General features: G+C 62.5%; 16 protein-coding genes. 14 read left to right on the top strand and 2 right to left on the bottom strand.

Going from position 1 to position 14,374, the window contains the following annotated elements; translation table 11 throughout:
- The first annotated feature begins 89 nt into the window (after positions 1-89).
- The 10 genes from NKJ81_RS23290 (at position 90) to gph (ending at position 10,097) form a co-directional block, all read left to right on the top strand.
- Positions 90-1,136: a class 1 fructose-bisphosphatase gene (locus tag NKJ81_RS23290; protein ID WP_352541884.1), complete on the top strand. Its 1,047-nt coding sequence runs from the start codon at positions 90-92 to the stop codon at positions 1,134-1,136.
- 5 nt (positions 1,137-1,141) lie between these two features.
- Positions 1,142-2,014: a phosphoribulokinase gene (locus NKJ81_RS23285; protein ID WP_352541883.1), complete on the top strand. Its 873-nt coding sequence runs from the start codon at positions 1,142-1,144 to the stop codon at positions 2,012-2,014.
- A gap of 10 nt (positions 2,015-2,024) precedes the next feature.
- The gene (gene tkt / locus NKJ81_RS23280) at positions 2,025-4,046 is read left to right on the top strand and encodes a transketolase (RefSeq protein ID WP_352541882.1); all 2,022 of its coding nucleotides are present in this window, start codon (positions 2,025-2,027) and stop codon (positions 4,044-4,046) included.
- A gap of 12 nt (positions 4,047-4,058) precedes the next feature.
- Positions 4,059-5,138, top strand: a complete 1,080-nt coding sequence (gene fba, locus NKJ81_RS23275; RefSeq protein ID WP_023678837.1) for a class II fructose-bisphosphate aldolase — start codon at positions 4,059-4,061, stop codon at positions 5,136-5,138.
- Positions 5,139-5,159: 21 nt separating this feature from the next.
- Positions 5,160-6,653, top strand: coding sequence for a ribulose-bisphosphate carboxylase large subunit (locus NKJ81_RS23270; protein WP_502904315.1), 1,494 nt, complete (start codon positions 5,160-5,162; stop codon positions 6,651-6,653).
- Positions 6,654-6,671: 18 nt separating this feature from the next.
- A complete protein-coding gene (locus tag NKJ81_RS23265) occupies positions 6,672-7,106 on the top strand; it encodes a ribulose bisphosphate carboxylase small subunit (RefSeq protein WP_352541881.1) in 435 nt (144 codons plus the stop codon).
- A gap of 7 nt (positions 7,107-7,113) precedes the next feature.
- Positions 7,114-8,052, top strand: coding sequence for a CbbX protein (gene cbbX / locus NKJ81_RS23260; RefSeq protein WP_352541880.1), 939 nt, complete (start codon positions 7,114-7,116; stop codon positions 8,050-8,052).
- Positions 8,053-8,114: 62 nt separating this feature from the next.
- Positions 8,115-8,801 (top strand): ribulose-phosphate 3-epimerase, encoded by a 687-nt coding sequence (rpe, locus tag NKJ81_RS23255; RefSeq protein WP_352541879.1) that lies wholly within the window; start codon positions 8,115-8,117, stop codon positions 8,799-8,801.
- 40 nt (positions 8,802-8,841) lie between these two features.
- Positions 8,842-9,399 (top strand): thioredoxin family protein, encoded by a 558-nt coding sequence (locus tag NKJ81_RS23250; RefSeq protein WP_352541878.1) that lies wholly within the window; start codon positions 8,842-8,844, stop codon positions 9,397-9,399.
- Entirely contained in the window at positions 9,396-10,097 is a 702-nt protein-coding gene (gph, locus tag NKJ81_RS23245; RefSeq protein WP_352541877.1) for a phosphoglycolate phosphatase, read from the top strand. Before NKJ81_RS23250 ends, gph begins: the two co-directional genes overlap by 4 nt.
- Positions 10,098-10,156: 59 nt before the next feature.
- Here gph and NKJ81_RS23240 read toward each other — a convergent pair whose 3' ends face one another.
- Complete coding sequence (locus NKJ81_RS23240; RefSeq protein WP_352541876.1) at positions 10,157-10,537, bottom strand: c-type cytochrome; 381 nt, start codon at positions 10,535-10,537, stop codon at positions 10,157-10,159.
- Positions 10,538-10,901: 364 nt separating this feature from the next.
- Between NKJ81_RS23240 and NKJ81_RS23235 the strand changes: the two genes are divergently transcribed.
- From NKJ81_RS23235 to NKJ81_RS23220, 4 genes are read left to right on the top strand one after another with little or no spacing between them, the layout of a single operon-like run.
- Positions 10,902-11,111 (top strand): hypothetical protein, encoded by a 210-nt coding sequence (locus tag NKJ81_RS23235; RefSeq protein ID WP_023678830.1) that lies wholly within the window; start codon positions 10,902-10,904, stop codon positions 11,109-11,111.
- A 43-nt stretch (positions 11,112-11,154) separates the two neighbouring features.
- A complete protein-coding gene (locus NKJ81_RS23230) occupies positions 11,155-12,141 on the top strand; it encodes an ABC transporter substrate-binding protein (RefSeq protein WP_352541875.1) in 987 nt (328 codons plus the stop codon).
- Positions 12,138-12,935 (top strand): ABC transporter permease, encoded by a 798-nt coding sequence (locus NKJ81_RS23225; RefSeq protein WP_352541874.1) that lies wholly within the window; start codon positions 12,138-12,140, stop codon positions 12,933-12,935. Before NKJ81_RS23230 ends, NKJ81_RS23225 begins: the two co-directional genes overlap by 4 nt.
- Positions 12,904-13,644 (top strand): ABC transporter ATP-binding protein, encoded by a 741-nt coding sequence (locus tag NKJ81_RS23220; protein WP_352541910.1) that lies wholly within the window; start codon positions 12,904-12,906, stop codon positions 13,642-13,644. Before NKJ81_RS23225 ends, NKJ81_RS23220 begins: the two co-directional genes overlap by 32 nt.
- A 103-nt stretch (positions 13,645-13,747) precedes the next feature.
- On the opposite strand, the gene NKJ81_RS23215 is transcribed toward NKJ81_RS23220, so the two are convergent.
- Entirely contained in the window at positions 13,748-14,101 is a 354-nt protein-coding gene (locus NKJ81_RS23215) for a hypothetical protein (RefSeq protein ID WP_352541873.1), read from the bottom strand.
- Positions 14,102-14,374: the final 273 nt, after the last annotated feature.

Below are 14,374 nucleotides of genomic sequence, written 5' to 3'. Positions count from 1 at the left end.
AGTTATTGAATTTTACTTATCCAGCGTCGTTTGTTCTCCTTTCCCAATCCGGCCGACCCGAGGAGAGGCGGCTGGATGGGGAGGTTACGATGCCAGCGGCAACACTCGACGCTTTTCTGAACTCCTATCTTGGCGAGCCGGACGAACTGCGCTCCGCGGTCGTAGCGACCATCCGTCAGCTGACGCAGGCGGCCACCACAATCCGCAACACCATCAATCAAGGGGTGCTCGGCACCGCCTTTGCGGGAACCCGCGGCGCCAATGCTGACGGCGACATCCAGAAGGATCTCGATGTCTTCGCCGATGACATCTTCCTCGACGCCATGCGCCACGCTCCGGTCGCGCTCTACGTTTCCGAGGAACTGGAGCAGCCGGTGCTGCTCGACAGGCAAGCGGCTCTTGCCATCGCCATCGACCCGCTCGACGGCTCATCCAACATCGACACCAACGTGTCGATCGGAACGGTCTTCTCGCTTCTCCCTGCAACTGGCGCGCCGGATGGGAATCCGGCCGCCTCGTTTTTGCAGGCGGGCGTGAGCCAGCTGGGCGCCGGTTTCTTCATCTACGGGCCGCAGCTGGCGCTGGTTCTGTCGCTCGGCAGCGGCACCCATGTCTTCGTTCTCTCGACCAGGCTCGGCACCTTCGTCCAACCCTATGAGAGCCGGATCATCCCGCAGCGAACCCAGGAGTTCGCCATCAACGCCGCCAACTACCGGCATTGGGACGAGGCGGTGCGGCTCTACATCGATGACTGTCTTGAAGGCACCGAAGGCCCACGTGAGAAGGACTTCAACATGCGCTGGATCGCCTCCCTGGTTGCGGACTGCTACCGCATATTGATGCGCGGCGGCGTATTCCTGTATCCAGGCGACAAGCGCAAGGGCTACAGGCAGGGGCGACTTCGCCTCGTCTATGAGGCAAACCCGATCGCCTATCTCGTCGAACAGGCGGGCGGTGCGGCCACCGACACGATCACCCGCATCCTCGAAATCGAACCCGAGAGCCTGCACCAGCGCGTGCCCATGGTTTTCGGATCGGCGCGGGAAGTCGCGCGCATCACCCGCTACCACACCGAGCCGAGTGCCATCGGCGAGCGCGCGCCGCTGTTCAGCCGCCGCGGCCTTTTCAGGGCCTGAATACCATGTCGGCAAAGCACCCCATCATTACCATCACCGGGTCGTCGGGCGCAGGCACTACCTCTGTCAAGCGCATCTTCGAGCTGATCTTCCGGCGCGAGAACATCGGGGCCGCCTTCATCGAAGGCGATGCTTTCCATCGCTACGACCGGGCCACGATGAAGGCGAAGGTGGCCGAGGAGGAAAGGGCGGGCAATCCGAACTTCACCCACTTCCACGCCGAGGCCAATGAACTGGCAATCCTCGAAGAGGTATTCGAGGAATATGGCCGCCGGGGAACCGGAAAGACCCGCACATACATCCATGATGAGGATGAGGAGAAGCAGTACGGCACGCCGCCGGGACATTTCACCGAATGGCGCGAATTTCCGCCGAGCGACCTGCTCTTCTACGAGGGCCTGCATGGCTGCGTCGTCACCGACAAGATCAACCTGGCCAGGCACGCGGATCTCAAGATCGGCGTGGTGCCGGTCATAAATCTCGAATGGATCCAGAAGATCCATCGCGACCGCGCAACGCGCGGCTATTCCACCGAGGCAGTGATGGACGTGATCCTGCGTCGCATGCCGGACTACGTCCGCTACATCGTCCCGCAGTTTTCGCAGACCGCCATCAACTTCCAGCGCGTGCCGATCGTCGACACGTCCAATCCATTCATCGCGCGCTGGATTCCGACGCCCGACGAATCGATGCTGGTTATCCGCTTCGCCAATCCCCGCGGCATCGATTTCCCCTACCTGCTTTCGATGATCCACGACTCGTTCATGTCGCGGCCGAATTCCATAGTGGTGCCCGGCAACAAGCTCGACCTTGCCATGCAGCTGATCCTGACGCCGCTCATCCTGCAATTGATCGAACGCAAGAACCGTGTGTCGTGAGGAGGACGCCATGAACAGCCAGGCAGCAGCACTCAAGCCCGTCGCCGCCGTCTCGGAGCGCGACATGGCCAACGCCATTCGCGCACTGGCGATGGACAGCGTCCAAAAGGCCAATTCCGGTCATCCGGGCATGCCGATGGGCATGGCCGATGTCGCGACGGTGCTGTTCAGCCGCTTCATCAACATCGATCCGTCGGCGCCCAACTGGCCCGATCGTGACCGCTTCGTGCTGTCGGCCGGGCACGGCTCGATGCTGCAGTATGCGCTGCATTACCTGCTAGGCTTTGAAGACATGCCTATCGAAGAATTGCAGCGGTTTCGCCAGCTGGGCAGCCGCACCGCCGGACATCCGGAATATGGCCATGCGCTTGGCATCGAGACGACGACCGGCCCGCTTGGACAAGGCATTTCGACTGCTGTCGGCATGGCGCTGGCGGAGCGCATGCTGGCGGCCCGCCACGGCGCCGATCTCGTCGACCATTTCACCTACGCAATCGCCGGCGACGGCTGCCTGCAGGAAGGCATCAGCCACGAGGCGATCGATCTTGCCGGTCACCTGAAGCTCTCCCGGCTGATCGTCTTTTGGGACGACAATGCGATCTCGATCGACGGGCCCACATCGCTGTCGACATCGATGGACCAGCCGGCGCGGTTCAAAGCCGCTGGATGGCATGTCCAGTCGGTGAACGGCCACGACACGGAAGCCGTTGCGGCGGCAATCGAAGCGGCGCAGCAATCGGACCAGCCGTCTCTGATCGCCTGCCGCACGGTGATCGGCAAGGGCGCCCCAAATCTGGGTGGTTCGGAAAAGACGCATGGCGCGCCGCTGGGCGATGCGGAGATCGCCGCGACGCGCGAAAACATCGGCTGGGCCTTCGCGCCGTTCGAGGTGCCGGACGATATCCTTTTCGCCTGGCGCGCGATTGCCGGCCGCGGTCAAGCGGCACGCCGCGCCTGGGAGCAGCGGCTTGCCGCCTCACCACGGCGGCAGGCCTTCGAGAGCGCGGTCGCCGGCGCCCTGCCCGACGCGGTCTTCGAAGTACTCGACGCTTTCCGCAAGGAGCATGTCGGGAAGGCAACCAAGGTTGCAACGCGAAAAGCCTCGGAAATGGCACTCGCTGCGATCAATGGCGCAACCGAACTGACCGTCGGCGGCTCCGCCGATCTGACGCATTCGAACCTGACGATCACCAAGGGTATGAACCGCATCGCGCCGGGCGACTACGCAGGCCGCTACATCCACTATGGAATCCGCGAGCACGGCATGGCCGCAGCCATGAACGGCATCGCACTGCATGGCGGCTTCGTGCCTTATGGCGGCACGTTCCTGTGCTTCGCCGACTACGCGCGCGGCGCGATGCGGCTCTCGGCGCTCATGGGCCAGCGTGTCATCTATGTGATGACGCATGATTCCATCGGTCTCGGCGAGGACGGCCCGACCCACCAGCCGGTCGAGCACCTGGCGATGCTGCGGGCGACGCCAAACCTCAACGTCTTCCGCCCGGCCGACATCATCGAAACGGCGGAGTGCTGGGAACTGGCGCTGAGAAGCGAGAAGCGGCCGAGCGTGCTGGTGCTCTCGCGCCAGAACCTGCCGATGCTGCGCCAAGCACCTAGCGACGAGCCACACAGCGACGAGAACCGGTCGAGCCGGGGCGCCTACATCCTGCGCGAGCCAGTCGGGCAGCGCGCGGTGACGCTGATCGCCACCGGCTCGGAGGTCGAGATCGCGGTTGCCGCCGCCGAACGGCTGGAGACCGGGCACGGCGTCGCCGCCGCGGTTGTCTCGATGCCGTGCTGGGAGCTTTTCGAGGAGCAGGACGCCGGCACCCGCAAGGCCGTCCTCGGCTCGGCGCCCCGCATTGCCATCGAAGCCGCAGCTCGGCTCGGCTGGGACCGCTGGATCGGCGACACCGGCACTTTCGTCGGCATGGCCGGTTTCGGCGCCAGCGCCCCTGCCCCGGATCTCTACCGGCATTTCGACATCACGCCCGAAGCCGTCGCGGCAGCGGCGCTGAAGCTCATCATCTAGGAGAAACCGACAATGGCCCGCATCACCCTTCGCCAGCTTCTCGACCATGCCGCCGAGCACGGCTACGGGGTGCCGGCTTTCAACATCAACAACATGGAACAGGGCCTCGCCATCATGGAGGCCGCAAGGGCCTGCGATGCGCCGGTTATCATCCAGGCCTCACGCGGCGCCCGTTCCTATGCCAATGACATCATGCTGGCCAAAATGATGGAGGCGTTGACCGAAATCCATCCGGCCATTCCGCTCTGCATCCATCAGGATCACGGCAACAACGAAGCCACCTGCCTGTCGGCGATCCGCCACGGCTTCACCTCGGTGATGATGGACGGATCGCTGATGGCGGATGCCAAGACACCGGCGAGCTACGATTACAACGTCGCCATCACCGAACGTGTCGCACGCATGGCGCATTGGGTCGGCGCTTCGGTCGAAGGCGAGCTCGGCGTGCTCGGCTCGCTGGAGACCGGCCAGGGCGAGGCCGAGGACGGGCACGGCGCCGAAGGTGCGCTTTCCCATGACCAGCTTTTGACCGATCCCGATCAGGCGGTCGACTTCGTCACCGCCACCCGGGTCGACGCACTGGCGATCGCCTGCGGTACCTCCCACGGCGCCTATAAATTCAGCCGCAAGCCCGACGGCGGCATCCTGGCCATGCAGGTGATCGAGGCGATTCACGAAAAGCTACCCAACACGCATCTGGTCATGCACGGGTCTTCCTCCGTGCCGCAGGAACTGCAGGATATCATCAACAACTATGGCGGCGAGATGCCCCAGACCTTTGGCGTCCCGGTCGAGGAAATCGAGCGCGGCATCCGCTACGGCGTGCGCAAGGTCAACATCGACACCGATTGCCGAATGGCCATGGCCGGGCAGTTCCGCCGCGTTGCGACGGAGGACCCGCGCGAATTCGATCCGCGTAAATTCCTGAAACCCGCCATGGACGCCCTGCGCGACCTTTGCCGCGATCGCTTCGAACGCTTCGGCACCGCAGGCCACGCGTCGAAGATCAGGGTGATCGCCATGGATGAGATGGCGAAACGTTACGCCGCAGGAAAGCTCGACCCCCAAATCGCAACCGCGAAAGCCGCCTGAGCGGCAAACAGGAGACCTGCCATGAACAAGATCGACATGCCCTCAGCAGGCACGCTCAAGGAAGGCAAGGAACGCTACAGGTCGGGCGTCATCCCCTACAAGAAGATGGGCTACTGGGAGCCGGACTACCGGCCCAAGGAGACCGACCTGATCGCCATGTTTCGGATCACGCCGCAGCCCGGCGTCGACCACGAGGAGGCGGCCGCCGCCATCGCCGGTGAATCCTCTACCGCGACATGGACCGTGGTGTGGACCGACAGGCTGACGGCCTGCGAGCTCTACCGCGCCAAGGCATTCAAATCCGAGCCGGTGCCGAACACAGGTCCAGGCACCAGGATCGAGCAACAGTACTTCGCCTATATCGCCTACAACCTCGACCTGTTCGAGCCCGGCTCCATCGCCAACCTGACTGCATCGATCATCGGCAACGTGTTCGGCTTCAAGGCCGTCAAGGCCTTGCGGCTCGAGGACATGCGCATCCCGGTGGCTTACCTCAAGACCTTCCAGGGCCCGGCGACCGGCATCGTGGTGGAACGCGAGCGGCTCGACAAGTTCGGCCGGCCGCTGCTCGGCGCGACGACGAAGCCGAAGCTTGGCCTGTCCGGCCGCAACTACGGCCGCGTCGTCTACGAGGCGCTGAAGGGTGGCCTCGACTTCGTCAAGGACGACGAGAACATCAACTCACAGCCCTTCATGCATTGGCGCGACCGCTTTCTCTACTGCATGGAGGCTGTGAACAAGGCGTCGGCCGCCACCGGCGAAGTCAAGGGCCATTATCTCAACGTCACCGCCGGCACGATGGAGGACATGTACGAGCGCGCCGAATTTGCAAAACAGCTTGGCTCCTGCATCGTCATGATCGACCTCGTCATTGGCTACACGGCGATCCAGTCGATGGCCAAGTGGGCACGCCGCAACGACATGATCCTGCACCTCCACCGGGCCGGCAACTCGACCTATTCGCGCCAGAAGAACCACGGCATGAATTTTCGCGTCATCTGCAAATGGATGCGGATGGCCGGCGTCGATCACATCCATGCCGGCACGGTGGTCGGCAAGCTGGAAGGCGACCCGCTTATGATCAAGGGGTTTTATGACACGCTGCGCGAGGAGCGCACGCCGCAGAACCTCGAAACCGGGCTGTTCTTCGATCAGGACTGGGCCTCGCTCAACAAGGTGATGCCCGTCGCCTCCGGCGGCATCCATGCCGGCCAGATGCACCAGTTGATCCATTATCTCGGCGAGGACGTCATCCTGCAGTTCGGCGGCGGCACGATCGGCCATCCGGACGGCATCCAGGCCGGCGCGACGGCCAATCGCGTCGCGTTGGAGGCGATGATCCTCGCCCGCAACGAGGGCCGCGACTATCTGCGCGAAGGAACCAAAATCCTCGAACAGGCGGCCAGATGGTGCACGCCGCTCAAGGCCGCCCTGGAGACGTGGAAGGACGTCACCTTCAACTACGAATCGACCGACACGGCCGACTTCGTGCCAACCGCAACGCCGAGCTTCTAGACGAAAGGAACCGTCGCCATGATGACCAATCCCGGAAACAAGGTCACGCAGGGACAGTTTTCGTTCCTGCCCGAGCTAACCGATGAGCAGATTTCGGCGCAGATCAAATACGCACTGAAAAACCACTGGGCGGTCAGCGTCGAGTACACGGACGATCCACATCCGCGAAACACCTATTGGGAAATGTACGGCAACCCGATGTTCGACCTGAGGGACCCGGCGGGCATCCTGCTTGAAGTCAACAATTGCCGGAGAGCTATGCCCAACATGTATGTCCGGGTCACCGCCTTCGATTCGACCAAGGGCTGGGAAGCACCGCGCATGTCATTCATCGTCAACCGGCCACCCAATGAACCCGGGTTCCGGCTGCTGCGCCAAGAGCGTGACGGCCGCAGTCAGGGCTATTCGATCGTGCCTTATGCGACCGACAGGCCCGAAGGCGAACGGAGCTAGGCGAACCATGCTGGACGCGATAGCAAAGAGCGCTGCCGCGCAGGGCGAATCGGTTGATCTACAGGCCGAGTTCGAGGCGTCCAACATCGATGAGGTGATGGACAAGCTCGACCGCGAACTCGTCGGCCTGAAGCCCGTCAAGACCCGCATCCGCGAGATCGCGGCGCTGCTTCTGGTCGACCGGCTTCGCCGCAAGTTCGGGCTGACCTCGGGCGCGCCGACGCTGCACATGAACTTTACGGGGAATCCCGGTACCGGAAAGACCACCGTGGCGCTCAGAATGGCCGAAATCCTGCATCGTCTCGGCTATGTCCGCGAAGGGCACATGGTCGCGGTGACGCGCGACGATCTCGTCGGCCAGTATGTGGGCCACACCGCGCCCAAAACCCGCGAAGTGATCAAGCGCGCCATGGGCGGGGTGCTTTTCATCGACGAGGCCTACTATCTCTACAAGCCCGAGAACGAACGCGACTACGGCCAGGAATCGATCGAAATCCTGCTGCAATGCATGGAAAACAACCGTGACGATCTGGTTGTGATTCTTGCCGGCTACAAGGACAAGATGGACCGCTTCTTCGACAGCAATCCCGGCATGCGCTCGCGCATCGCCAATCACCTCGATTTTCCGGACTACGGCGTCAGCGAACTCAAATCAATCGCCGAGATCATGCTGGCGGAACAGAATTACCGTCTCAGCGAAGCGGCGGCCAAGGCGCTCGAAGAGTATCTCCCGATCCGCATGCGGCTGCCGCATTTCTCCAACGCCCGCTCCGTTCGCAATAGCCTCGACCGGGCGCGGCTTCGCCAGGCCGGCCGGCTTTTCGCATCGCGCGACCGGGCGTTGACGAAAATCGATCTTATCACCATCGAGGAATCCGATATTCGCGGCAGCCGCGTGTTCGCGGAAGGTAAGCTCGAAGGCGAACCGGAGACGAAGGCGCGCTGACAAGATGACGGCGATTGGTGTGCAGCGACCGGAAACGGACGACAGAATGGGAGCCGACGACCATGGATAGCAAGACAATCATCGCGCCCTCGGTGCTTTCCGCGGACTTCTCGCGGCTCGGCGACGAGGTCGAAGCGGTCGTCCGGGCGGGTGCCGATTGGATCCATCTCGATGTGATGGATGGCCATTTCGTGCCCAACATCACCTTCGGTCCGCCGGTGGTCAAGGCGATCCGTAATCGAACGGACAAGGTCTTCGACTGCCACCTGATGATCGCGCCGGCCGACGCCTATCTCGGCGCCTTCGCCGATGCCGGCTGCGACATCATTACGGTGCATGCCGAGGCCGGACCGCATCTCGACCGTTCGCTGCAGGCAATCAGGAATCTCGGCAAGAAGGCCGGCGTGTCGCTGAACCCGTCAACGCCGGAAAGCGTCATCGAATATGTACTTGACCGGCTCGATCTGGTGCTTCTGATGACGGTCAATCCGGGCTTCGGCGGCCAGGCCTTCATCGCGGCGGTCGTCGACAAGGTCAGGCGGGTCAAGGCGCTGGTCGGCCATCGTCCGATCGACATAGAGATCGACGGCGGCGTCACGCCCGAAACCGCTCCGCTGGTCACCGCGGCCGGCGCCAATGTGCTGGTCGCCGGCTCGGCCATCTTTAAGGGCGGCACCGAGGCGGCTTATCGCGCCAATATCGGCGCCATCAGGCAGGCGGCCGACGGGGCGATCCGGAAAGCGGCGTAAACCCTTTCATCGGAGGGCAAACATTTCATCGGAGGAAAACTTGGCGGCAATCCCACCTGTCTGCGATTTCGGCTGGCGAGCCATCGACGCCGTTTTGCCAGGCGTCGACGGCACATCGCATTCGATCTTAAGCCACGCCGGCCCGAACGGGCTGGTGGTGGCCTTCATCTGCAACCACTGCCCCTATGTGAAGGCGGTGATTTCACGCATGGTGCGCGACGCCAATGGCCTCAAGGCCGAAGGCATCGGCTTTGTCGCGATCAACTCCAATGATAGCGACGCCTATCCAGATGATTCCTTCGACAACATGAAGCTCTTTGCCAGGACGAACGGCCTCACTTTCCCCTATCTCCATGACGAGCACCAGACGGTGGCGCGTGCCTACGGAGCCGTTTGCACCCCGGATTTCTTCGGGCTCAACAGCGAGTTGACGCTGCAATACCGCGGCCGGCTGGACGCGTCGCGACGCGACGCCGAATCGCCCAGGCTGAGGCGCGACCTGTTCGAGGCGATGAAGCAGGTTGCCCGAACCGGCGACGGACCGCTTGACCAGATCGCTTCGATCGGCTGTTCGATCAAGTGGAAGGATGCTGCATGAACGTCGGCGCAGTCAGGCCGTTTCGCTCGCCCAAGGCGATCCTGTTCGACCTCGACGGCACACTGGTCGATTCGGCGCCTGATATAGCGGCCGCCGTCAACGAATTGCTGGCCGGCCACGATCTGCCGCCGCTGCGGCTGGATCAGGTCAAGGCCATGATCGGCGGCGGCATCAGGAAACTGGTCGAACGAGCCTTCGCGGCTTCCGGCACGCCGCTCCTCGGCAGCGCGCTCGATGAGGCCAACCGCGTCATGGCGCCGATCTATCGCAGGCATCTGACCGGCCGCACGGGGCTGATGCCTGGCGTCAGGGAGGTTCTCACGCACTTGCATTTGAGCGGAATAGCCATGGCCGTGGTGACCAACAAGCCGCAGCTGGCGGCGCGGGAAATACTGCTGCATTTTCGGCTGACGGAATATCTCGGCGCGATCGTCGGCGGAGACGCGGTGACATACTTGAAACCGGCGCCAGACGCGCTGTTGCTGGCGCTCGACCTGCTTCAGGTCGAACCTCGTGACACGCTGATGGTCGGAGACAGCAGCGCCGACGTGGCCGCCGCCCGCGCCGCCGGCATGGCCGTCATTCTGCTGCGTGGCGGATACAGCCAAATTCCCGTTGAAGAGCTTGGCGCCGACCTCGTTTGCGACAGCCTGTTCGATCTGCCGTCCGCGATGCAGAGGCTGCAAGACGCTGCATGACCCCAAGCGCAGCCCAGCCAACGCCGGCCGAGCGCAGTCCGACGGCCGGCAGTACCGCGTTATTTTGAGAATTGTTTCAGATAAGCAATGACGTTGGCGATGTCCTCGTCCTTCTTGAGGCCGACAAACGCCATCTTGGTTCCTTTGACCATCGCCCTGGGATCGCGAAGGTAGGTCGTCAGCGTGGCCTCATCCCATTTGACACCGGACTTGCCGGCCTCGGTCATGGCCTTGGAATAGCTGAACCCCGGATGCGTCCCGGCCGTTCGGCCGATAACGCCGTTCAAGGACGGGCCGACCTTGTTCTGGTCCTTGTCTGCGACGTGGCAGACCTTGCATTTGGCGAAGACCTTCTCACCCGCCGCGGCATCCTGTGCCTGAGACTGGGCAGTGACAAAGGTGGCGACGGACACGGCGGCGAAAAAAGCGACTGCGCGCATGGCATTTCCTCATTGATCGTGTGAGTGCCCGGGACACTTTACGCGTGTCGATGCCTTGATCGCCGGCATTCGTTTTAAAGCGGGAGAGCGAACCATTCGTCCTTCCTCCCCGGACTGGCAGCACCTGCACGCCTCGAAAAGCTAGACTGCCGATGAAGGAAGTCAATCGTACAAAGGTCCTGTTTCGTTTCCCGACTGCGCGAAGGGAAGTGTGTAGCGACACGCGGTCCACATCATTGACGCCTGTTGGCCGAACGCGTAGCCTCACTCCAACCGGTTTGCTGTTTGGGCACCTTCAGGAATCCGCGCAACTCCAAAGCACGAACTCTGGAGAGTTCGCCGCGCAGGCGACGATAAGTGCCAAATGGACATGGTCGATCTCATATTAACGGTGTGCCTTAGCGCCAATCCGGGCAATTGCCGAGATGAACATCTCTATTTCGAGAGCCGCGGCTCTCTGTTCCAATGCATGTTCCTGGCGCCCGCCGAGATCGCAAAATGGTCTCAGGAACATCCGAGTCTCAAGGTCGTGCGCTGGAAATGTGCCGTTCCGAGCAAGGAACGAGCGATTTGATCGACATTCCTGGTTCGTCGATGGCCCTGAAAGAGGAGACGCCATGATGATTTCGCGGCGTACGACGCTGCGCTTGGCGGCTCTGGGGGCCATCCTCGCCTCAAGGCCGGTTGCTGTCTTTGCGGCCGCTAAGGTCCGAATTGGTGTCCTGAAGTTCGGCACCGTGAGCTGGGAACTCGATACGCTGAAACGCCACAAGCTCGACGAGACCAACAGGATCGATCTGGAAATTGTCTACTTCGCCGGGGAGGATGCGACCAACGTCGCGCTGCTGGCCGGCGCGATCGACATGATCGTGACCGACTGGCTGTGGGTCTCGCGCCAGCGCTCCGAGGGCGGCGACCTTACATTGGCCCCTTATTCGACCGCCGTGGGGGCAATCATGGTGAAGGAGGAATCGCCTATCCGGACGCTCGCCGACCTCAAGGGAAAGAAAATCGGTGTCGCCGGCGGCCCGCTCGACAAGAGCTGGCTACTGGTCCAGGCGCTGGCCAGACGCGAGCACGGCCTCGACCTGCCGACAGCCTGTGACGTCGTCTTTGGCGCGCCGCCGCTGATTTCTGAAAAGGCGATGCAGGGCGAACTCGATGCCGTGCTCAATTTTTGGCATTTCTGCGCCCGGCTCGAGGCCAATGGCTTTCGCCGGTTGATCGGTGCGGATGACGCGACGAAAGCGCTTGGTGCCTCGGGCCCCGTGTCGGCACTCGGCTACGTCTTCCACGACCAATGGGCGAGCGACGATCCGGATGCCGCCCGGGGGTTTTTGAAGGCATCCAAGCAGGCCAAGGACTTGCTGGCCAAATCCGATGATGAATGGCTGCGCCTGGCGCCGCTCATTCGCGCAGAAGGCAAGGAGCTGGAAAAGCTGCGCGACCGCTATCGCCAGGGCATCCCCAGACGGCCGGTCGCCGAAGAAGCGGCCGATGCGGGCAAACTCTATCACGTGCTGGCCGCGATAGGCGGCGAGAAGCTGGTTGGCAGGGCGCCCGAGATGGCGCCCGGCACGTTCTGGCCGGAACTCGCGAAATGACCGCAACGGAAGACAAGTCGCGTCCATCCGGCTTTGCGACGGCGCTGACACCGGTGCTGACGGTAGCGGTTTCCCTGCTGGGACTTTGCCTGCTGTGGAGCCTCGCGGCCAATCTGTGGCAAAGCCGAGCTTTCCCCTCACCAGGGCAGGTCTGGCAGGTGCTGCTCAGGGAAGCGGCGAGCGGCGACCTTTTTTATCACCTTGGCGCGACGCTCGGACGGGTTGCTGCGGCGTACGTCGTCGCAATGATTATCGGCTCGGTCATCGGCGTCATCCTCGGCAGCCACCGCGGTGCGGACCGGTTCTTCAGTCCATGGGTGGTCCTGTTTCTCAACATTCCCGCGCTGGTGGTCATCGTGCTCGCCTATATCTGGTTCGGCCTCAACGAGGCGGCGGCGATTGGCGCAGTTGCCGTGAACAAGATCCCGAATGTCGTGGTGACGATGCGCGAAGGCGCCAGGGCGTTTGATCCGCGTTATGCCGAAATGGCCGCCGTCTACCGCTTCGCCCCACTCGAGCGCGTCCGCCATGTCCTGCTGCCGCAACTGCAGCCCTATTTTGCCGCGGCCTCGCGGTCCGGCATCGCCCTCATATGGAAGATCGTCCTGGTGGTCGAACTGCTCGGCCGCTCCAATGGCGTCGGTTTCCAGATCTATCTCTATTTCCAGCTCTTCGACGTCGCCGCCATTCTTGCGTACACGCTGGCTTTCGTGGCGGTGATGCTTGTCATCGAACTTCTCCTGGTGCAGCCCATTGAACGACATGCAACCCGTTGGCGCCGCCGTCCCGCTTAGGGTCGACATCGCCGAAAAGACCTTCAGGTCCGCGCAAGGCGTGTCGATCACGGCGCTTCAGGGTCTGTCCTTCGAGGTCCGGCAGGGCGAATTCGCTTGTCTGCTTGGGCCGTCGGGCTGCGGCAAGACCACGACGTTGCGCATCCTGCTTGGACTGGACAAAGACTTTTCCGGCTCTTTCCAACTGCCGCAAGGCGGCTCGAACCGCATCGCCGCCGTGTTCCAGGAGCCGACTTTGCTGCCGTGGCGGACGGTGGAGCAGAATGTCAGGCTGGCGCTGCCGAAAAGCCTAAGAGCGAAGAGTCTCGACGAGCTGTTTGACACTCTCGGCCTCGCCGGCGTGCGCTCGCTCTATCCGGCGGAGCTTTCGCTCGGCCTTGCGCGCAGGGCAGCGCTTGCCAGGGCTTTCGCCACCGAACCGGCGGTGCTTTTCCTGGACGAACCCTTTGCCTCCCTCGACGAACAGACCGCCGAGCGGCTTCGGCAATTGCTTTTGACCGTCTGGTCGGCGCGGCCTACGACCGCCTTGATGGTCACGCACAATCTGCGCGAGGCGCTGATGCTGTCGGACCGCATCATCGTGCTTGCGCAGCGCCCAGCCCACGTGCTCGGCATGTTCGACGTAAGAGTGCCGCGGCAGCATCGCAATCCACAGGTGATCAGCGACCTTTTGCAGTCGTTCCAGCAAAAATTTCCGGGTGTGGCCTGATCGCCTTACGGCTCGAATGCGGATTGCAAGGTATTTCGCAGCCAATGGCCATAGAAACGGCGGGACTGTGAGGCGCACGGCCACGCGTGCCTGTTCCGCCTGACTAAAAGCAACGTACGTCGGCTTCGGCCTGCGCGCGTTTCAGTTCCGTGCGCGCCGCCTTCGCTGGCGCGCTTTCGCGAAACAACCCTGCCGCCTCCCCTGTCGTCAGCGACATGCTTTTGAAGGTCTCCGCCCTCTCATAGTGATCGTAAGGAAGGATCGAGGCGATGACATCGATCGAGCAGGAACAGCTTTCAAGCGCCTGACGTGTCTGGCCATTTGTTTGCATGCAGCCGAGCACGTAGTCGGCAATCGTTGCCGTCGGGTAGTCTCCCGCGGCGTTGGCCAAGTTCGCAAAAGCCAGCGTCGCCGCAAAGGCCGCCGGCAAGGTGAGAGATCCAACAGACCTTATCATGAGGAACCTCCAGTTGGCCTGGACACCATGCATCCAGACGGGGTCATCGCTCCAATTGGCGACGTGCCGCAAAGCCAGTCAAGCTCCCATGGCCTGCGTATAGGACCAAAGGAGGAATGCCCTATGGACCGACAAGAGCCCGCTTCATGACCCGCTGCGCACCCTCCTTCATGCGTTCATTTCATGCTTCGCTCACTATCGGCAACGAGCGAGACGCCCGCATACTTACTCGTAAGTGCCCCGCAGAATATATCGAAATAAAGTCAAATGTGT

This window comes from Mesorhizobium sp. M0018, assembly GCF_040323955.1.
Lineage (GTDB): Bacteria > Pseudomonadota > Alphaproteobacteria > Rhizobiales > Rhizobiaceae > Mesorhizobium.
The sequence above is the reverse complement of the archived record's forward strand: the minus strand, read 5'-3'. Positions and strand labels throughout refer to the sequence as shown.